Origin of the sequence: Pantoea sp. JGM49, from assembly GCF_018257655.1 — a bacterium.
In the GTDB taxonomy this organism is placed as follows: Bacteria; Pseudomonadota; Gammaproteobacteria; order Enterobacterales; family Enterobacteriaceae; genus Pantoea; species Pantoea communis.
This window is the reverse complement of the sequence record NZ_JAERJM010000003.1, coordinates 240,070-260,417: the sequence shown is the minus strand read 5'-3', so window position 1 is coordinate 260,417 and position 20,348 is coordinate 240,070. Positions and strand designations below refer to the sequence as shown.

Below are 20,348 nucleotides of genomic sequence, written 5' to 3'. Positions count from 1 at the left end.
TGTGGGGGTATAGCTCAGCTGGGAGAGCGCTTGCATGGCATGCAAGAGGTCAGCGGTTCGATCCCGCTTATCTCCACCAAATCTCTGTTCGTCCTGAACATTAGCATCACAATCTAACACTAACTAAATTCATAATTGCTCATTTCGTATGCAGAATGGTGTCATTATTCGTGTGACGACAACTCCCAGCGTTCTGAAATGCGCCCATCTTTTGATATCAAGTATCTCGACGAATTGCGCCGTAAATCGCGCGTGCTTCTTCCTGTGCGCTGAGATGATCTCACCCATTCAGCACCAGCTGCTCATTAGGGGCGCAATGAATCGCACCGCAGCAGCTTCTCACGCGCTGAGATGATTTTATCCGTTCAGCGTTCAGCGTTCAGCGTTCAGCGTTCAGCACTGCATCTGAGTGCGCCATAAATCGTGCCGCCAGAGCTAAGTGTGCACTGAAATTATGCACAATCTGGTCGCGACGCAATTCATGGCGCTAAGAATTAAGCGGTTGCGGCTTGTTCTTGAGCAGGCAACACGCGGAAGCCGTGTGTGCCATCGCGATCCAACTGCGCCACCAGACCGTATTCCCAATCCAGATACGCCTGCATCACAGCAGGTGCGATATCGGTGCCTTCATACGGACGGCGATAGCGATCAATCGCCGGAGACAGCAACTGCTGGTCGCCCTGCTCGGTGGGCAGCTGCGCTGCGCGCCAGGCCGCATTGCCGCCCTCCAGCACAAACACTGGCTTGCCGGTGAGTTCCGCCACCTGTTCAACCGCATATCCGGCCAGCAGGCTGCTGCCGCAGGTCAGCACATAACGTCGTGCCGCTGGTAGTGCGGATTTGCCCTCCTTTTGCAGCGTTGAACGTAGCAGCCAGCCCGCTCCCGGAATATGACTGTTGAGGTGATTGGCGCGCGTGGTGAAGTCCAGTACCTGGGTCTGACCTTCCTCCAGCCACTCCGCCAGTTGCTGCGGAGAAATAAACTCGGGCTGCGCAACCGCAGGAACCCGCGCTTTCCAGGCGCCGGATGCACTGAAATCACTGGCCTGCAACTCTTCCAGCACTGACACCTGCCAGCCAAGCTGCGCCAGCCAGGAGGCGGTCATATTGGCGCGTACGCCGTCGTCATCAATCAGTACAATACGTGCACCGCGCACGCTGGCGTAATGATCGGTTTCCTGCACCAGCTGTCCGCCTGGTACATGACGACTGCCGGGCAGATGACCCGCCGCATACTCGTCAGCGTCGCGCACATCAAACAGGTAAGTGGTGCGCGGTTCCTGCTGCCAGCGCTTGAGCGTTGCCAGTGGAATACGTTCTACGCCAGCGCGATCGGCAATGCCTCGTGCGTGACTCGCCGTCTGTCGCTGTGCGGTTACACTGGCATCACCGTAACGGCGTGACTGACCTTTATCCAGATCGTGGCCTGCCAGCGTCCAGCCAATCGTGCCGTTGCGCAGCGCAAACACCGGATTAGGGATACCGGCATTCACCAGCGACTGGGTGCCGATGATGCTGCGCGTGCGGCCCGCACAGTTCACGATCACCGTGGTTTCCGGTGATGGCGCGAGATCACGCACGCGCAACACCAGCTCACCGCCCGGCACGCTGGTGGCGCCTGGAATGCTCATGGTCTGGTATTCATCAAAGCGGCGCGCATCCAGCACCACCACGTTGGCGTCGCTGTTGATTAAGCTGTGTACTTCATCAGCTGACAGGGAAGGGGTGTGATTGTGATGTTCTACCAGTTCACCAAAGGCCTTACTCGGTGAATTCACATCAATAAACAGCTCCCCGCCGGCTGCCTGCCAACCCGTTAAATCCTCTTTTAACAGCGCCACATTGCTGTAGCCCAGCGCGGCAATACGCTCTGCTGCTGCCTGTGCCAGACCCTCGCCGTTATCATATAAAGTGATGGCTGTTGTGGATTGTGGAATGCGGTCCAATAGCTCCAGCTCCAGTTTGGAGAGCGGGATATTCACCGCAAACAGCGGATGGCCGGTGGCAAACAGCGCTTCGTCGCGCACATCAACAATCGCCACTTCCTGCTGCTGACGCAGAGCCTCAAGAATGTCCGCAGCCTGGCGGAAAGGGAATACGGGTTTACTCATGTGATAGATCCCAAATGTTCGGTAAGTAACGGTTGCTGTAACCGGAGATAAACTGTTTTTCACTGCCGTCTTCGCGATATACCGCGCGTTTGACCGCGCCAATGTTGGCGCCATAGACGTGGATGCTGATTGACACGCGATCGTCATAGGCATTGCTCACGCGATGAATATCCCCCACGGTGGGAGAGACGGCTTCGACGTTGCCGGGATCAAGCCGTATCGGCGCACCTTCTGGCTGCAGGCCGTTCGGCCCCGGCTGCCAGGATTGCGAAATCTCCGCACCGCGCAGCATGCCAATCAATCCCCAGACGCGATGATCGTGAATCGGCGTTTGCTGGCCTGGCCCCCACACGAAGCTCACAACTGAAAATCGCTGACGGGCATCGGCATACAGCAGATATTGTTGATAGTGTTCGGGATGCGGCTGAGAGTAAGCCTCGTCCAGCCAGTCGTCATATTGGATCAGCTCGCCCAGCCAGGCGCTGCCCTGTTGCAAAACAGTGGCTTCATCGGGATTCTGGTCGAGCAAGATGGCAAGGTTACCGACAAAGTCGCGTAAGCGATGATGCTGATAGGCACTCATGATTTATCTCCCGGCAAAGCGGGATCAAAAGCCGTAAGTTCCAGTCCGTAAGACAGGTTGTTGAGTTCGCCTGACGATTTTAACGCGGCAAAACGATCCCCCTTAACATCGCCCAGACGCAGTGTGACTTTATCAGCAGCGAACAGCGGATGGAGCGTGGAGATCGCCAGCGCAACACCGGTAAAGAGAGCTGCCAGCCGCATCAGGCGCCTCTTTTGTTAGCGGCGTTTAGCGCCGCGACTTTCTTACGCGTCAGCGGAATCAGCTCCTCGCCATATTCCACCGCATCATTCAGCGGATCGAAGCCGCGAATCAGCACACTGTGAATTCCCAGGCGATAGTAATCCAGCAGCGCATCGGAAACCTGATCGGCGGTGCCAACCAGCGCTGTGGAGTTGTAGCCGCCTTGCACCAGTTTAGCCACGCCGGTCCATAACACTTTGTCCAGGCGATCGCCTTCATTGGCGGCAGCTAACAGGCGCTGAGCGCCAACACTTTGCGGCTTGGGTTTACCAAAGGCGAAGCCGGTCTCTTGCAACTGCTTCTCGGCCAGTTCACGGATATGCTCGGCACGTTCCCAGGCCTCTTTCTCGGTTTTCCCGATAATCGGACGGAACGAGATATTGAAATCAATCTCACGCCCGTGCTGAGCCGCAGCGGCTCGCACATTGCGCACCGTCTCTTCCGCACCTTTCAGCGGTTCGCCCCACAGGGCAAAGACATCGGCATGGCGCGCAGCGACATCAATCGCTTCCTGAGACGATCCACCAAAGTATATCGGCAGCTTTTTCTGCGCAGGTTTGATGGCGGAAAACGCCTGCTCAGCCTGGTAAAAATGTCCCTTGTGATCATAAGGCTGGCTGGATTCCAGACTCTGCTTTAGCACGGCAAGAAACTCATCGCTGCGCGCATAGCGTTCGGCTTTATTCAGGAAGTCACCATCACGACGCTGCTCGACATCGCTACCGCCGCTGATGATATGCACGGCCAGCCGACCATCGGTCAGTTGATCCAACGTTGCCAGCTTGCGTGCGGCCAGTGTCGGTGCGACAAAGCCCGGACGGTGTGCCAGCAGGAATTTTAGTGTTGAGGTGTGTGCCGCAGCATGTGCGGTCACCAGAAAGCCGTCGGGTTGATCGGACCAATAGCCCACCAGAATGCGATCAAATCCCGCTTCTTCATGGGCGCGGGCGAAACGCGCGATGTAATCTTTATCGAACAGCGGACCGCTGGCGGGAATGATTTCGGAAGCCAGGCGGTGGCCAATCATGCCAAGAAATTGAATGCTCATACGATTCTCCAGATGTGACGTTATGGAGAAAAGCTACGGGCGCAGGCAACCGGGACGGAAATTCAATATTGTGAAAAGGTTTTGCGTCAGGCGGGGAAGCGGCGAATGACGGGGATAAAAGGGGTGAAATGCAAGATAGAACAGAAAGGCATAATTAAGAAGAGAAGGGCGAGCCGCAGCTCGCCCTGAACATCAGAAGGCCAGAACCAGACCGGCGATAGCGGCAGAAAGCACGCTCACCAGGGTTGAGCCGTACAGCAGTTTAAGGCCGAAGCGAGAAACCACGTTACCCTGTTCTTCGTTCAAGCCCTTAATCGCACCCGCCACAATCCCGATAGAGGAGAAGTTAGCGAAGGATACGAGGAACACAGACAGGATTCCTTCTGCGTGCGGTGACAGCTGACCAGCAATCTTCTGAAGATCCATCATCGCCACGAATTCGTTAGAAACCAGTTTGGTTGCCATGATACTGCCAACCTGCAGCGCTTCACTGGACGGCACGCCCATCACCCACGCAAACGGGTAGAACACGTAACCCAGCACACCCTGGAAGCTGATGCCGAAGATTAGATCAAACAGCGCGTTCAGACCTGAAATCAGGGCGATAAAACCAATCAACATGGCGGCAACGATGATCGCCACTTTGAAACCGGCAAGGATATATTCGCCCAGCATTTCGAAGAAGCTCTGACCTTTGTGCAGATCCTGCAACTGCAGATCTTCTTCGCTATCGACGCGGTAAGGGTTGATCAGTGACAACACAATGAAGGTGCTGAACATGTTCAATACCAGCGCGGCCACCACATATTTCGGCTGCAGCATAGTCATATAAGCGCCGACGATGGACATGGAAACTGTCGACATTGCCGTAGCAGCCATGGTGTACATGCGACGCTGTGACATTTTGCCAAGGATATCCTTATACGCGATAAAGTTTTCTGACTGTCCCAAAATCAGAGAGCTTACGGCGTTGAAGGATTCCAGTTTGCCCATACCGTTGACTTTTGACAGCACGGTACCGATGCCGCGGATCACCCAAGGCAGGATACGGAAATGCTGCAAAATACCGATTAGCGCCGAGATAAACACGATCGGGCACAGAACATTCAGGAAGAAGAACGCCAGGCCTTTGTCGTTCATGTTGCCGAATACGAAGTTAGTCCCTTCGGCAGCATACTTTAGTAGATGGTCAAACAGACCCGCGAACCCTTTGACGAAGCCGAGGCCCGCTTCAGAGTTGAGGAAGAACCACGCCAGCAAAACTTCGATCACCAGAAGCTGTACGATGTAACGAATGCGGATGCTTTTACGATCGTGACTGACCAGCAAGGCCAGTACGGCTACCACCACTAATGCCATAAGAAAGTGCAAAATATGGGACATGTCGGCTCCAAATTTGAGGAGGGTTGTATTTTGTTGCGTATTCTATGTAACGCGTTACTTAAAAACGAGATCAAAACCACATTATAAGTATTCGGTATCGACAAATTTCTAAGAATAGTCTCACCGCTCACAACCTCTTCACAAAGCCTTCACAAGAAATATCCATAAAAACATTGTCTATAAAATAACCCGGGAGTAGAGTGATTCCTGTTGCAAACATTTTGGCAAGAACTGGCTTTACCGCAAGGTATAGCAATGGCTATACTTCATAGCACCATCTATTATTACGATAACTATAATCAAATTTCACTTGCCTTGAGCGCCCGTTAAGCTGCATGGGTCAACAAGCGTTAGGACAGGGTCCACACTATGTCAGAAAGTCGCACCGCTGAGCGCGCCGCTCGCGGAGCCAGAAAAATCAAGCTCGCGCTGCTTGGCCCTGCCTTCATCGCGGCAATTGGTTATATCGATCCCGGTAACTTTGCCACCAATATTCAGGCGGGTGCGGCCTACGGCTACAAACTGCTGTGGGTGGTGGTCTGGGCCAATGTGATGGCGATGCTGATTCAGCTGATGTCAGCCAAACTTGGCATCGCCACCGGTAAAAACCTTGCCGAGCATATCCGCGATCGCTTTCCACGCCCGGCAGTGTGGTTCTATTGGGTGCAGGCGGAAATCATCGCCATGGCCACTGACCTCGCCGAATTTATTGGTGCGGCACTCGGCTTTAAATTATTGCTGGGGATTTCGTTACTGCAAGGCGCCGTGCTCACCGGCGTCGCCACCTACCTGATTTTGATGCTGCAAAGCCGGGGGCAGAAGCCGCTGGAGTTGGTGATTGGCGGCCTGCTGTTGTTTGTCGCCGCTGCCTATATTGTTGAGCTGTTTTTCTCGCAGCCGAAAGTGAGTGAATTGGTCACCGGTATGGCGTTGCCTTCGCTGCCCACCTCTGACGCCGTGTTCCTCGCTGCCGGTGTGCTGGGTGCCACCATCATGCCGCATGTGATTTACCTGCACTCGGCACTGACGCAACACGGTAACATTGGCAGCAAAGCGGATCGCTACTCGTCCACTAAACTCGATGTGGCGATTGCCATGACCATTGCCGGCTTTGTCAATCTGGCGATGATGGCGACTGCGGCGGCAGCTTTCCACTTCAGCGGGCACACCAGCATTGTGGATCTCGACCAGGCGTATTTGACGCTGCAACCTTTGTTGGGCCGCGCAGCAGCCATTGTGTTTGGATTAAGTCTGGTGGCGGCAGGCTTGTCTTCTACCGTGGTGGGAACACTGGCGGGACAAGTCGTGATGCAGGGCTTCATTCGCTTCCATATTCCGCTGTGGCTACGTCGCACCATCACCATGCTGCCTTCCTTTATCGTGATCTGGGCCGGATGGGATCCAACGCGCATTCTGGTGATGAGCCAGGTACTATTGAGTTTCGGTATCGCACTGGCATTGATCCCGCTGTTGGCCTTTACCGGCAACCGCGAGTTGATGGGCGATGAGATGGTCAATTCGCGCCTGATGCAAAACGCCGGACGCCTGATAGTGGTGCTGGTGGTGGCATTGAATCTCTATCTGTTGGTCGGTGAGGCGCTCGGCTGGTAACCCTTCGGCTGGTCAAGACGAAAAAAAGAAAATCCCGGCTATCAGGCCGGGATTTTTGTATTAGTGGTGGTGGTGATCATGCCTGTCATCATGACGATGGTCATGGCGCCAATGCTCACGGCGTTCCCGTTCATGCCAGCGGCGTTCACGCTCACGTTCGTAAGCCTGATGACGACGCCACTCTTCATGACGCCACCAGCGATGATCGTTATAACGATAACGGTCATTCCACCAGCGCGGCTCACGCCAGCGTCCGCCATCCCAATAGTAACCACGACGATCGCGATCGCCGAGATGCAGCGTGACACCCGGAGCCAATGTAAGGGTGGCGCTGTTGGCTTCTGCTGTGTGCATCGCCAGGGGTGAAAGTGTTGCCAGCAAGGCGGCAAACAAAATTGCACGTTTCATAACTTCTCCTTTTCAGTGGCTTATCACTGCCACCGTTGCGCTAGTGTGCCACATCGGTCCAGTGTTGCCTTGAGAGTGAGTCTGAAAACGTTGTGGGAAATCTGAATTGAGAATTTTCTGCTGCGGAAAATACCCGGCCTGAGCCGGGTAGGTAAGCGTTTACACTAATATGTTATGAATCGCTTCGATCTCTTCAGTTGTCAGCTCGGGCTGGCTTAGCATCTCAACGGCATCATCAATTTGCGCAGTTTTACTTACACCAATCAGCACCGAAGTCACGCGTGCATCACGCAGCACCCAACTCAGCGCCATTTGCGCCAGCTTCTGCCCATGCTGCTGGGCGATCGCCTGCAGCTTACGTACTTTTTCCATCTTCTCTTGCGTCAACTGGCTCTCATTAAGGAATTTACTGCCGCTGGCGGCACGGGAATCCTCAGGGATGCCTTGCAGATAGCGATCGGTGAGCACACCACCCGCTAGCGGAGAGAAGGCGATGCAGCCGACGCCATTATCACCCAGCACATCCAGTAGACCTTGCTCTTCCGGTGCACGTTCGAACATGGAGTATTTCGGCTGATGAATCAGGCAAGGCGTGCCCAGATCGCGCAGAATGGCAATCGCTTCGGCTGCTTTATCTGCCGGGTAATTGGAAATGGCGGCATACAGCGCTTTGCCCTGACGCACCACCTGATCGAGCGCGCGCATGGTCTCTTCCAGCGGCGTTTCCGGATCGGGACGGTGATGATAAAAGATATCGACATACTCCAGCCCCATGCGTTTCAGGCTCTGATCCAGACTGGAAATCAGATACTTGCGCGAACCCCAGTCGCCGTAAGGGCCGTCCCACATGGTGTATCCGGCTTTGGTGGAGATCACCAGCTCATCGCGCAGCCCGGCAAAATCTTCGCGCAGAATGCGACCAAAATTGGACTCCGCAGAACCCGGCGGGGGGCCGTAGTTGTTGGCAAGGTCGAAGTGCGTGATGCCGCGATCAAAGGCGTGGCGCAGGAGTTCACGGCTATTATCGACGCGCGTGCTGTCGCCAAAGTTGTGCCATAAACCCAGCGAAATGGCCGGTAATTTCAGGCCAGTACGGCCACTGCGACGATATTGCATCTGTTGATAGCGGTCGGGATGAGGAAATACAGACATGCAGCGTTCCTGTCTCAAAAAGGGAGAAAGTGACATCAGCATAGAAGTGTATGCGTTTACACTAAGCCGAAACGCGCCGAAGATCGCAACTTACAGAATTTTCTGTCGTCGTAACGATTGCTTGCCACAAATCACCATGCGCTGATGGTGAAAATCTCGCCAATTCAGCCACATCGCTGATACTTCGATCATCCCCTTAAGAAGGAGCTGTCGATGAAAACCCTCAACGTTGGCGACTATTTACTGCACCGTTTACAGCAAGCTGGCATCCGTCATCTGTTCGGTGTGCCGGGTGATTACAATCTGCAATTTCTCGACAGCGTTATCGCTCATCCTGAGATTGCCTGGGTCGGTTGCGCCAATGAACTCAATGCCGCCTACGCGGCGGATGGCTACGGTCGTTGCAACGGTGCTGCTGCACTGCTCACCACGTTTGGCGTGGGTGAACTGAGTGCGATTAATGGGATTGCGGGCAGCTATGCCGAATATGTCCCGGTTATTCATATTGTTGGCGCGCCAGCCAGTCGTGCGCAGCAGCAAGGTGACTGTGTACATCATTCACTGGGGGACGGCGACTTCCATCATTTCCTGCGCATGGCACAAGAGGTAAGTACCGCCAGCGCGGTGCTGACTGCGGATAATGCGGTTGAAGAAATTGACCGTGTGATATCGGAAGCGCTTAACCAGCACCGGCCCGGCTATCTGCTGCTGGCGGTGGATGTCGCGGCGACGGAGATTACGGTGCCTGATGCTCAGCCCGTTGCGCCTGTCCATCAGGAGACCGCCGTTGCGACAGCTTTTACTGCCGCCGCTGAACGCTTACTGGCTCCTGCACAGCGCGTGGCGTTACTGGCCGATTTCCTCGCTTCGCGTTGGCAATTGCAATCGCCGCTGTTTGCACTCCGCCAACTACGCGCCATTCCCGCCGCTACATTACTGATGGGCAGAGGCGTGCTCGATGAACAGCAGCCCGGCTATGTGGGTACCTACGCTGCCAAAGGCAGCAGCGATGCGGTGCGCCGGGCCATTGAAGAGACGGATGTTACGCTGTGCGTCGGCGTGCGGTTTACCGATACCCTGACCGCCGGTTTCACCCAGCAGTTACCCGCAGAGCGCGTTATCGACCTGCAACCGTTTCACGCCACGGTGGGCGGAGAATGCTTTGCGCCGCTTAGCATGGCGCAAGCCCTCGCCGCATTATTGCCCGTTTATCAACGCCACTGCGTACATTGGGCACTGGCCGACACTGCATCTTGCGAAGAAATTGAGCAAAACGATGATGCGGTAATCAGTCAGCGCGCATTCTGGCAGGCGATGCAGCGCTTCCTGCTGCCGGGTGATATCATCCTGGCCGATCAGGGCACGGCCGCCTTTGGTGCCGCCGCGCTGCGTTTACCACCGGGCGCAGAATTGCTGGTGCAACCGCTATGGGGCTCGATTGGCTATACTCTACCGGCGACCTTTGGTGCACAAACGGCACAACCTGACCGACGCGTCATTTTGATTATCGGTGACGGTTCAGCGCAGCTGACGATCCAGGAGCTGGGTTCCATGCAGCGTGACGGGCAACAGCCGATTATTTTCCTGATCAATAACGACGGTTACACGGTTGAGCGGGCGATTCACGGCGCTGAACAGCGTTACAACGACATCGCACAATGGAACTGGACTGCGCTGCCACATGCCATGAGCGTAGAGTGTGCGGCACAAAGCTGGCGAGTGAGCGAAACGGTGCAGTTAACGGCGGTAATGGAGCAATTAATGCGTCAGCGTCGCCTGACGCTGGTGGAAGTGGTGATGGAAAAACAAGATCTGCCGCCGCTGTTGCGTAAAGTCACTGCAGCTCTGCACCAGCGTAACGGCGGCTAGCCACTATCCGGCTTAGGCTTTGTCGTTTTAGACCAGGCGGTGCCTGAAATCCTCACGTACACTCGTTACGCTTCGGTTTCTCCGCATCGTCCGTTTCCTGTGAGGCTGCGTCGATAACGCCTGACGTGATAAGCCCGCAGTTTCGGAAAGTTGCCTCTATACAGTGAAGCCGCTGATTGTCAGGCTGTGACACGCACCAGAAATGTTTACGCCCATCGTGCTGGTGGGCGTTATTGTTTTATTGGCAGGCTCTTATATAGTGTCCTGCAATTGTTTATGACCCAAGCGGAGCAGCAGAAGAATGACAAAATACGCCCTGGTCGGCGATGTGGGCGGCACCAACGCCCGTCTCGCCCTGTGTGAGGTGGAGACCGGCGCCATCTCCCAGGCCAAAACATTCTCAACATCAGACTACGACAATCTCGAGGCGGTGATTCGTGCTTATCTCGATGAGCAAAAACAGGACATTAAACACGCCTGCATCGCGATTGCCTGTCCAATCACCGGGGATTGGGTCGAGATGACCAATCACGATTGGGCATTCTCAACTCGTGAGATGAAAGAGCACCTGGCATTCGACAGCCTGGAAATCATCAATGATTTCACTGCCGTGTCGATGGCTATCCCGATGCTGGCCGAAGATCAAGTGATTCAGTTTGGTGGCAAAGCGCCGGTAGAAGGCAAACCGATTGCCATTTACGGTGCCGGCACCGGATTAGGCGTGAGCCATCTGGTGCACGTGGATAAGCGCTGGATCAGCCTGCCGGGCGAGGGCGGTCACGTTGACTTCGCCCCGAACAGCGAAGAAGAGGGTGAAATTCTCGAAGTGCTGCGTGCGGAACTGGGTCACGTGTCGGCGGAGCGCGTGCTGTCAGGATCCGGTCTGGTGAATCTCTATCGCGCCATCGTCAAATCTGACAGCCGTGAGCCTGAAAACCTCAAGCCGAAAGATGTCACCGAGCGTGCATTAAAAGATAGCTGCATCGATTGTCGTCGCGCGCTGTCGCTGTTTTGCGTGATCATGGGGCGTTTCGGTGGCAACCTGGCACTCAATCTCGGCACCTTTGGTGGCGTGTACATTGCGGGGGGAATTGTGCCGCGCTTCCTCGATTTCTTCAAAGCCTCCGGCTTCCGCGCCGCGTTTGAAGACAAAGGCCGCTTCCGTGATTATCTGGTCGATATCCCGGTGTATATGATCACCCACGATCAGCCAGGCCTGCTGGGCGCGGGTGCACATTTGCGCCAAACGCTGGGTCGCGTGCTGTAATCTGTTCCGGCGAGCAGCGTCCTGCTGCTCGCTTTACAACCTCATCAACTGGCGAAACGCCTTCACCTTGCTACGGCTCACCGGCACCTGCGCATCCAAATCACGCAACTTCACCAGATAGGTATTGTTAAACCACGGCTCAATCTCACGAATTTTACTGAGATTGACGCAGTACGATCGATGACAGCGGAAAAAGAGCGGTTCCGGCAGGCGACTGCAAAATTCACTGATCGCCATCGACATCACATACGCTTCGCGGCGGGTATAAACAAACGTCAGTTTTTCGTGCGCTTCAACATAATAGATATCGTTGATATCTGTCACGATAATGCGCTCATCTTTCACCAGATTAACGGTTTGCGGCGCGCTTTGCTGAGTGGATGGCTGTGCGAGGTGCTGCTGTGCACTGGCCTCCAGCTTGTTCAGCATGGTGATAATACGCGACTCATGATAGGGCTTAAGGATGTAGTCAAACGCATCCAGTTCAAACGCATCCACCGCATGCTCTTTCCATGCGGTGATAAACACTATCAACGGCTTATGTGCAAATTGGTTAATGTTTTGGGCCAGCAGCATGCCATCCAGCGAAGGAATGTTGATGTCGAGGAAAATGACATCGACGCGATGGTTTTGCAGATACTTCAGCACTTCCAGCCCATCATCAAAACAGGCTTCGATAGTGATCTGACTGTGCTGCTGGATCATCCAGCTCAACTCTTGCTGAGCAAGAAACTCGTCTTCGACGATAATGGCTTTCACGCGCTGGGTTCCGTGATATGGCTCAACGGTGCAGCCAGACGCTGACCGTTTTTGCTCAGAGTGAAGGCGATTTCCGTTCCCGGATGATGACGCGTGATGCTCAGACCCTGGCCAGAAAGCAGCTTCACCCGATGATGCACATTAAGCAGCCCGATTTTGTTACCCGGCATCTCATCGCGTGCCACTCGGCCAATGACCTCTTCACTGATACCCGCGCCCGTATCGCGCACCGCAACGCGCACATAATCACCGAGGTCTTTCACACTCAAGGTCACCACCCCTTTGCCACGGCAGGGCTGAATACCGTGCACAATGGCATTTTCCACCAGAGGCTGAATCAGCAAACTGGGCAGCGTGAAGTGGAGATCTTCATCAATGTCATAAATCATCGACAGCTTATCGCCAAAGCGCGCCTGTTCAATCGCGATGTAATCCTTCACCTGCCACAGCTCTTTTTTAATATCGATCAGCTCGTCATCGTTCAGCTCAAGGTTGTAGCGTAAATAGCGCGAAAGATTGATCACCAGCTGACGTGCCGTATCTGGATTGAGACGAATGGAAGAGGAGATAGCATTCAGCGCATTAAACAGGAAGTGCGGGTTAATTTTACTCTGCAACGCACGCAGTTCCGCTTTATTTGCCATCTCACGTAACTGCTCCGCGCGCGATACCTCCAGCTGGGTGGAGATAATTTGCGACAAACCAATGGCCATCTCTTTTAGCGATCCGGTAATGCGATGCGCTCGACGATAATAGATTTTTAACGTGCCTGTGACTTCCCCTTTTTCCCAAAGGGGAATAACCAGCATCGAGTGAATATCTTTGGTGCGATGCGCCTCATCATTATTCTTGATGATGATTTTGCCGCTCGCAATCGACTGCGCCGTGGTAGGGCTGATGCCATCATCCCCGTTGTGATAGTTATGCTCACCGTAGCCGACATAAGCGAGAATCTGCTGAGTATTGGTGATGGCCACGGCATCGGCATGAATATCGCTGCGAATGATATCGCACACCTGACGCAACGACTGGCTATTCACCTGACGAAACAGCGGCAACGTTTTATTGGCAATTTCCAGTGCCAGCTTGGCCTGACGCGCCGCGATCGCCTCTTTTTCTCCTTCCACGCTCTGCACTAACAGTACAATCAAGCCAATGCTCGATGCGCCGAGAATCATCGGTAAAGCGATCTCAGAAACAATCGAAAAGCCCAGCGCCATCGGTCGAGCCCACAGCACAATCAGCAACATGGTGAGGGTTTCGCACAGCATGCCGCCAAGAATACCGGCGCGCCAGCGCTGCTCTTTGCTCACGCGACGATTGATAAACCCAGAAGCGATACCGGCAACGATGCTGGTAATCAGGCAAGGCACAGCCGTGACGCCATCCATATCGATCAGATAACGATGGATGCCCGCGATCACCCCGGTAGCGATACCAACCCACGGGCCAAACAGAATGCCGCCGGACATCACCGCAATCACCCGCACGTTCAGCAGCGAACCATCGACGTTAATGCCCGACCAGGTACTGAACAGCGCAAACAGCGAGAATATCGCCGTCACCACCACTTTCTCTTTGATCGAATGCTCATCTTTTTGCAGCAGCTGACGGAATACCCGCGTGCGGGTAAGGAAGAACAGACAAATCAGCATCAGCGCAGCGCGGTCAAATACCGCCAGCAGCATGTCGAAGTGGGAAGGCAAGGGCATCTCTCGGAGTGAATCAGGGTGAGGTTATGATAAAAAATGTGATCAAGATCTGCCAGCGCCGCGACACCCGCAAAACGCTTCTCATGGTTTAGATCAATTTTCCGGCCAAATTCTCACTGGTGTTTTAAAACAGCAACGCATTCAGCTCAAGGCCAGAACGGGCCAGCCCGAAGAGCAAAGCGTCTGGGCCACGGATGGCCCAGCCGATCTGCAGGGATGCGTGTTGTCTTTGCGATAGGGCTGGCCCGTTCTGGCCCTGGCACCCAACCAACAGCGACTATCAACTCAACTCCCAACTCCCAAAATCCCCAACACTCCCCAAAAAGAGGAAAACTTGAGTAACAAAAAGAGGATTAGTAATCCCTACGCAGAACGCTGGTTGTAAATCACGCGGTTTGCTATGTTGCCATGAGTTATTTCGCGGAGCGCAGCAATGCAACTTCTTACCCCTCGCTTGTCCCTGACACGCTTACAACCCGAAGACTGGCAAATCTTCAAAGCCGTACACGAAGATCCCGGCACCATGACCTGGGTCAGTGAAATCCCTGACGAAAACGACATACGCCAGCGCTTCACCGAACGCCTCGCGCCCTGGCAAGTCACCAGCTTCCACATGCTGTGCCTGGTGGCACGCCTGCGCGAAACCAATGAACCTATCGGCCTGTTTGGATGCAGTGCCGAATGGCAGCCTTATCGGCAAGCTGAGGTCGGCTACATGCTCTGCCATCGCTTCACCGGAAACGGCTATGGCAGTGAAGCGCTCAAGGCACTGTGCGACTTCTTGCTACAGTCAGAATTTCATAAACTCAAAGCGCTGGTCATAGAGGGGAATTGGCCGTCCCGACGCATTCTGGAAAAGAATGGTTTCACACTTGAGGGCACTCTACGGGATAATTATCTGCTAAACGACCAATGGGTAAACGATTGGGTGCTGGGTCGCCTGAATCCGCAACATTAAAAAAATATTCTGTTGCTCTCGACAATTCTGTTATCAGCGCGTTATGTTCTTACCTCGGTCACCGCAGTGACCAGCGTCGCTCGGACGGTCCGGGCGCCTACGTAAACCAGAGGACATCATGGCTGATAACAGCACACCCCGTCGTTTCTCGCGTATTGAACGCCTTCCCCCGTATGTATTCAACATCACCGCTGAATTGAAGATGGCTGCGCGTCGGCGCGGCGAAGACATCATCGATTTCTCAATGGGGAATCCGGATGGGCCCACGCCGCCACACATCGTGGAAAAACTCTGTCAGGTAGCGCAACGCGAAGATACGCACGGTTACTCCACCTCGAAAGGCATTCCTCGCCTGCGTCGCGCCATCTCGCGCTGGTACGCAGATCGCTATCAGGTGGAGATCGATCCCGAATCAGAAGCCATTGTCACCATCGGTTCCAAAGAAGGGCTGGCGCACCTGATGCTGGCGACGCTCGACCATGGCGACACCGTCCTGGTGCCCAATCCTAGCTACCCGATTCACATCTACGGCGCGGTGATCGCCGGTGCGCAAGTGCGTTCCGTACCCTTGGTGGCAGGCGTTGACTTCTTCAACGAGTTGGAACGCGCTATCCGCGAAAGTTATCCGAAACCGAAGATGATGATCCTCGGCTTCCCTTCGAATCCCACTTCACAGTGCGTCGAACTCGACTTCTTCGAACGTGTAATTGCGCTGGCGAAACAGTACAACGTGCTGGTCATCCACGATCTGGCTTACGCTGACATCACCTATGATGGCTGGAAAGCGCCGTCGATTATGCAGGTGCCGGGTGCGCGCGACGTAGCGGTGGAATTCTTCACCCTGTCGAAAAGCTACAACATGGCAGGCTGGCGTATCGGCTTTATGGTGGGTAACAAAGAATTGGTATCCGCGCTGGCGCGTATCAAAAGCTACCACGATTACGGCACCTTCACCCCGCTGCAGGTCGCGGCGATTGCCGCACTCGAAGGCGATCAGCAATGCGTACGTGATATCGCTGAACAGTACAAACGCCGTCGTGATGTGCTGGTGAAAGGGTTGCATGAAGCGGGCTGGATGGTCGATCTGCCAAAAGCCTCAATGTACGTCTGGGCGAAAATTCCCGATCACTATGCGCATCTCGGTTCGCTGGAGTTTGCCAAACTGCTGCTGCAGGAAGCCAAAGTGTGCGTCTCACCGGGCATCGGCTTTGGTGACTACGGTGATACCCATGTGCGATTTGCTCTGATTGAAAACAGCGATCGTATTCGTCAGGCGGTACGTGGCATCAAAGCCATGTTCCGTGCGGATGGTATATTGCCGGGAACGGTAAAAGCGCTGGAAGAAGAAGAGTAAAACTAAGAAGGGCGACTTTGGTCGCCCCGCCTGGCAGGATTTATTTGAGCATCAGCACGAAAGTGCCTACCCAGATTAACAGGAAGAAAGAAACTCCCATCAAAGCATATCTCACAAAACGACTCCTCTGAGCGGTTACCATGCTGGTGATCCCACTCCAGCGTAACCCGAACAGAATAAGAGAAAGGTGAAGTTCATAACCGCTGCACGCTTTCTTCTCAGGTGGTTCCAAGCGAACTCAGAACAGGATCGAGCGCTAATTTACGCGCAATCGATCCGAAAATAAATAGGCCAGTTCTGAGAGATTGCTCACATTTTCATCGGGCGTCAATTTCCGGTATCGCGGACATGCCCACACGCAGTTGCGCCAAATCGGGTTGGTTGGCATCCAGCACAATTTTCACCGGTAAACGCTGCACCACCTTGGTGTAATTACCGGTGGCATTGTCCGGTGAAATGGCGGAGAAGGTCGCGCCCGTCGCCGGTGCAATGCTGTCAACATGACCGGTAAAGGTCTTGCCAGGCAGCGCATCGACTCTCACCACCGCTCTCTGTCCCGGCTGCACATCGGCCAGCTGAGTTTCGAGATAGTTGGCGGTGATGTAGGTTTGCTGCAAGGGCACCACCGCCAGCAAACGCGTTCCGGCGCTAACGTAAGCGCCCAATCGCACCGAACGCTGACCCACCATACCGTCTACCGGTGCCACAATCCGCGTATAAGAGAGATTCAACTTCGCCTGATCCACGCTGGCCTGCGCTGCTGTCACATCGGCCTCTGCCTGACGCACGGCCGCTTGTAATACACCAACCTGTTTCATCGATGCAGCCAGTGCAGCTTCACTCTGGCGCACAGCAGCAGACGCTGAACGTTGGGTTGAACTGGCTTTCTGCTGCTCATCTGCGGCAATGGTGCCGCTTTTATACAGCTGGTTATAACGCGCCGCACTCTGTCCTGCGTATTGCGCAGACGCCTGGCTCGCCGCCAGGGTCGCTTTGGCTTCATCAATGGTTGATTGCTGCTGCTCCAGTTGAGCCTGGCTACTCAGGCGTTTGGCATCGCTGACCTGCAACTTCGCCTGCGCCGTTTCCAGCGCCACGCGGTAATCGCGATCGTCAAGCGTGGCCAGCAGTTCGCCCGCTTTTACTCGCTGGTTATCCTGCACATTCACACTGGCGATATAGCCGGACACTTTCGGTGCCACCAGGGTGTAATCCGCATTTACATAGGCATCATCAGTGCGATGATCGTTGCCGGTCATTGATGACCAGACAAAAAAGGCCATGGCCAGCAACACGATTAATAGGGCACTCAACAGCACCGTTCTTTTCAAGGCAAAAGCTTGCATATCAGTTATCTCGACGTCGTCGTAACAGGTTGAATCAGGGTTTGTGGCGGCCAGACACGTTTTGGCAACCAGGCAGTCAGTAGTAAAAGCAGGGCGGCGAAACCAATCAGCATTTGGTAGCAGTCACTCAGGCTGAGCACCATCGCCTGATGCTTCAGCAGTGTCGCGAAACCGCTCAGGTTCTCTGCGCTACTGGCGCTGCCATCCGGTAATAAAGGAAAGCTGCTGCTGGATTGGGCGCTGCTGGGCGCGGTCATCAGCCAGGGGCGACTGGCGGCATTGCCCACCAGCACGCTGGAGTGAAACTGTTCCCGGTGGCTGATAAACCATTCCACCAGGGTGCTGGCGGCAATGCTGGAGAAACCGCGCACCGTATTGAACATCGCCGAGGCAAATGGGCCTTCCGGTGGCGCAACCACGCTGGTGGCGCTCATCAACACCGGCAGAATCACCATCGGTTGACCGAAAGCCTGCAAAATTTGGATGACCCAGAAATTCTGTCGCGCCCAGTCACTGGTAATGTTCATGCCCATCAGGCAGGACATCACCAGCAGCGTCACGCCAGCAGTCAGCATCCAGCGGCAATCAATCCAGCGGATATTGAGCAGTGCTGCCACCAGTGGGGCGATCAGTAATTGCGGCAAGCCGATGGTTAACGCCAGCGGCGCGAATTGCAGTGTGCGAAAACCTTCTACCTGGCCAAGATAGGCGGAGGGCAGCGCGGATCCGGAAAGCGACAGAATCAACACGCCCGCCAGCGCCAGCAAACCGTGTGCGAGATTGTGACGGCGCAGCATCTGCAATTTGAACAGCGGCAACGGGTGAAACCATTCATTAATAAAGAACACAGTCAGCAATGCCAGCGCGCTCAATAATAGCGCAGCAAACAGCGGTGAACTGAGCCAGTCAAGGCGTTCCCCTTGCGTCAGCGCCACAATCAGCAGCGCCATGCCTGAGCAACCGGTCAGCATGCCGAACAGGTCTATCTGCTTAAAACGCTCGAAGCGCAGCGGGTCTTGAGGTAAGCCCCAGCCAATCAACAGCATGGCGATCAGCATTGACGGGATAACTTGCCAAAACACGAACATCCAGCTCACTTCATCGGTCCAGAAAGCGGCGAGCGTGGCGGCGAGATTGGGACCAAAGGTGGCGGTTAGCGCGTAGGCACCAAGGCCATAAAGTTTGATCGGCGGCGGCAGAAAACGCAGTGCCACGGTCATCAGTAACGGTGGCAATGCACCGCCAAACAGACCCTGAATCACGCGCAGCGCAATAAACAGCGTGGCGTTCGGCATTAAAGGCAGCAGCAAACCGCACAGCATAAAGCCAGCGGAAACCGTCAGAGCAAAACAACGCAGGGAAAAGGTCACGGCAAACCACGGCGCGATCATCATCGCGGCCACTTCTGCCGCCTGATAAGCGGAAATGATCCAGCTGCCTTGATCGTAGCTAATGCCGATGGCGGCACGGATATCCGCCAACGCAATATCCGTCACGCGGTCATTTAATCCGGAGGTGAGCGCAGCAATCAGCACGCCAACCAATCCCAGCGCCAGGCGCAGGGTAAACGGATGGGGAGCCGGAGCCGCAACAGGCTGGGCGTTCATAACAGGTGTCTCGTTTTATTATTGATGCAGTGTATTGCGATGTGATACATGTCGCATCTTACATCTCGGTATGATGTATTGCAATGTGATACAGGGTGTAAAAGTGCGGTCATTCGCGCTAAAGTAGGGCAGGCCAAAAAGGAACGCACAATGGTTGAACTTCCCTCAAGCCGTGAGGATGAAAAAGCGGGTGGCATTCAGGTCATCGCGCGTGCGGCAAAAATTCTGAATGCGCTTGGTGAACATCCGGGCGGCATGAGTCTGGGCGAAATTGCGCAGGTGGTTGATCTGCCACGTTCAACGGTACAGCGTATTATCGCCGCGCTGGATAGCGCGCAACTGGTGCGCAGCAGCGGGGCGGGCGGGCTTCGTCTGGGACCGGCACTGCTCAAGCTGATCTCCAGCGTGCACAGTGATGTGGTCGAAATCGTCCGTCCGTTTCTGGAACAACTCTCAGCCGACATCAACGAAACCGTTTCGCTGGCACGCGCCAGTGGCACGCAGTTAGCGATTGTTCACTATGTGGTGGCATCCCGGGAATTGCGCGTGGTGCCACGCATCGGTTTGAATCTCCCGCTCTACAGCACTTCAGGCGGTCGTGCACTGCTGGCACTGGAAAGTGATGAAGATGTGCGCGTGATGGTCGGCGAAGCGTATAAAGAGTTGACCGAAATGACGGTGAAAACTTTGCCACAACTGCTGGAGCTGATTGCTGAGGTGCGTAACAGCGGTCTGGCCATTGATCGTGGCGAAACACTGGAAGGAATTTCCACCATGGCGGTGGCGATTGACACGCTATTCGGTCGCTTCTCCATTTCGCTGCTGGTGCCGACGGCGCGTTTTCATAAACAGGAAGCGCGTTATCGTGATGAAATCATGAAATGCAAAGAGGCGCTGATTCGCGAAATTGGCAAAATGACCGCTGTGGAAGGATAAC

At 54.7% G+C, this 20,348-nt stretch carries 18 protein-coding genes and 1 tRNA gene; 7 read left to right on the top strand and 12 right to left on the bottom strand.

The window, feature by feature from the left end; all coding sequences use genetic code 11:
- The first annotated feature begins 3 nt into the window (after nucleotides 1–3).
- Nucleotides 4–79 (top strand) — tRNA-Ala (locus JK231_RS07245).
- Between the two features lie 415 nt (nucleotides 80–494).
- Here the strand turns inward: JK231_RS07245 and JK231_RS07240 are convergent.
- From JK231_RS07240 to JK231_RS07220, 5 genes are all read right to left on the bottom strand, one after another.
- Entirely contained in the window at nucleotides 495–2,111 is a 1,617-nt protein-coding gene (locus JK231_RS07240) for a rhodanese-related sulfurtransferase (RefSeq protein ID WP_211728279.1), read from the bottom strand.
- Complete coding sequence (locus JK231_RS07235; RefSeq protein ID WP_211728278.1) at nucleotides 2,104–2,694, bottom strand: cysteine dioxygenase; 591 nt, start codon at nucleotides 2,692–2,694, stop codon at nucleotides 2,104–2,106. The genes JK231_RS07240 and JK231_RS07235 overlap by 8 nt, the downstream gene beginning before the upstream one ends.
- Nucleotides 2,691–2,897 (bottom strand): hypothetical protein, encoded by a 207-nt coding sequence (locus JK231_RS07230; RefSeq protein ID WP_237448850.1) that lies wholly within the window; start codon nucleotides 2,895–2,897, stop codon nucleotides 2,691–2,693. The genes JK231_RS07235 and JK231_RS07230 overlap by 4 nt, the downstream gene beginning before the upstream one ends.
- Entirely contained in the window at nucleotides 2,897–3,985 is a 1,089-nt protein-coding gene (locus JK231_RS07225; RefSeq protein ID WP_211728277.1) for an LLM class flavin-dependent oxidoreductase, read from the bottom strand. Before JK231_RS07225 ends, JK231_RS07230 begins: the two co-directional genes overlap by 1 nt.
- A gap of 192 nt (nucleotides 3,986–4,177) precedes the next feature.
- On the bottom strand, nucleotides 4,178–5,368 hold the full coding sequence (locus JK231_RS07220; protein ID WP_211728276.1) for a NupC/NupG family nucleoside CNT transporter: 1,191 nt from the start codon (nucleotides 5,366–5,368) through the stop codon (nucleotides 4,178–4,180).
- Nucleotides 5,369–5,737: 369 nt separating this feature from the next.
- On the opposite strand from JK231_RS07220, the gene JK231_RS07215 reads away from it, so the two are divergent.
- Nucleotides 5,738–6,979, top strand: coding sequence for an Nramp family divalent metal transporter (locus JK231_RS07215; protein ID WP_034825925.1), 1,242 nt, complete (start codon nucleotides 5,738–5,740; stop codon nucleotides 6,977–6,979).
- 60 nt (nucleotides 6,980–7,039) lie between these two features.
- Here the strand turns inward: JK231_RS07215 and JK231_RS07210 are convergent, their stop codons facing one another.
- The gene (locus JK231_RS07210; RefSeq protein ID WP_058959054.1) at nucleotides 7,040–7,387 is read right to left on the bottom strand and encodes a DUF2502 domain-containing protein; all 348 of its coding nucleotides are present in this window, start codon (nucleotides 7,385–7,387) and stop codon (nucleotides 7,040–7,042) included.
- Between the two features lie 159 nt (nucleotides 7,388–7,546).
- Entirely contained in the window at nucleotides 7,547–8,539 is a 993-nt protein-coding gene (gene mgrA / locus JK231_RS07205; protein WP_211728275.1) for an L-glyceraldehyde 3-phosphate reductase, read from the bottom strand.
- A 213-nt stretch (nucleotides 8,540–8,752) separates the two neighbouring features.
- Here mgrA and JK231_RS07200 point away from each other — a divergent pair, with 213 nt between their 5' ends.
- Together JK231_RS07200 and glk are read left to right on the top strand one after the other, a co-directional pair.
- Nucleotides 8,753–10,408, top strand: coding sequence for a thiamine pyrophosphate-binding protein (locus JK231_RS07200; RefSeq protein WP_211728274.1), 1,656 nt, complete (start codon nucleotides 8,753–8,755; stop codon nucleotides 10,406–10,408).
- 301 nt (nucleotides 10,409–10,709) lie between these two features.
- Nucleotides 10,710–11,675: a glucokinase gene (gene glk / locus JK231_RS07195; protein ID WP_097116534.1), complete on the top strand. Its 966-nt coding sequence runs from the start codon at nucleotides 10,710–10,712 to the stop codon at nucleotides 11,673–11,675.
- Between the two features lie 33 nt (nucleotides 11,676–11,708).
- Here the strand turns inward: glk and JK231_RS07190 are convergent, their stop codons facing one another.
- Both JK231_RS07190 and JK231_RS07185 read right to left on the bottom strand, forming a co-directional pair.
- Nucleotides 11,709–12,434 (bottom strand): LytTR family DNA-binding domain-containing protein, encoded by a 726-nt coding sequence (locus tag JK231_RS07190; RefSeq protein WP_097116535.1) that lies wholly within the window; start codon nucleotides 12,432–12,434, stop codon nucleotides 11,709–11,711.
- A complete protein-coding gene (locus tag JK231_RS07185; protein ID WP_097116536.1) occupies nucleotides 12,431–14,122 on the bottom strand; it encodes a sensor histidine kinase in 1,692 nt (563 codons plus the stop codon). The genes JK231_RS07190 and JK231_RS07185 overlap by 4 nt, the downstream gene beginning before the upstream one ends.
- A 457-nt stretch (nucleotides 14,123–14,579) precedes the next feature.
- On the opposite strand from JK231_RS07185, the gene JK231_RS07180 reads away from it, so the two are divergent.
- A complete protein-coding gene (locus JK231_RS07180) occupies nucleotides 14,580–15,104 on the top strand; it encodes a GNAT family N-acetyltransferase (RefSeq protein WP_211728273.1) in 525 nt (174 codons plus the stop codon).
- 118 nt (nucleotides 15,105–15,222) lie between these two features.
- Nucleotides 15,223–16,458 (top strand): alanine transaminase, encoded by a 1,236-nt coding sequence (gene alaC, locus JK231_RS07175; RefSeq protein WP_038645618.1) that lies wholly within the window; start codon nucleotides 15,223–15,225, stop codon nucleotides 16,456–16,458.
- A gap of 40 nt (nucleotides 16,459–16,498) precedes the next feature.
- Here alaC and ypdK read toward each other — a convergent pair whose 3' ends face one another.
- The 3 genes from ypdK to JK231_RS07160 form a co-directional block, all read right to left on the bottom strand.
- Nucleotides 16,499–16,573 (bottom strand): membrane protein YpdK, encoded by a 75-nt coding sequence (ypdK, locus tag JK231_RS25735; protein WP_100701370.1) that lies wholly within the window; start codon nucleotides 16,571–16,573, stop codon nucleotides 16,499–16,501.
- A 202-nt stretch (nucleotides 16,574–16,775) separates the two neighbouring features.
- Nucleotides 16,776–17,804: an HlyD family secretion protein gene (locus JK231_RS07165; RefSeq protein WP_097116539.1), complete on the bottom strand. Its 1,029-nt coding sequence runs from the start codon at nucleotides 17,802–17,804 to the stop codon at nucleotides 16,776–16,778.
- Between the two features lie 5 nt (nucleotides 17,805–17,809).
- Nucleotides 17,810–19,411, bottom strand: a complete 1,602-nt coding sequence (locus JK231_RS07160) for an MFS transporter (protein WP_211728272.1) — start codon at nucleotides 19,409–19,411, stop codon at nucleotides 17,810–17,812.
- Between the two features lie 150 nt (nucleotides 19,412–19,561).
- Between JK231_RS07160 and JK231_RS07155 the strand changes: the two genes are divergently transcribed.
- Entirely contained in the window at nucleotides 19,562–20,347 is a 786-nt protein-coding gene (locus tag JK231_RS07155; protein WP_034825209.1) for an IclR family transcriptional regulator, read from the top strand.
- The last annotated feature ends 1 nt before the right edge of the window (nucleotide 20,348 follow it).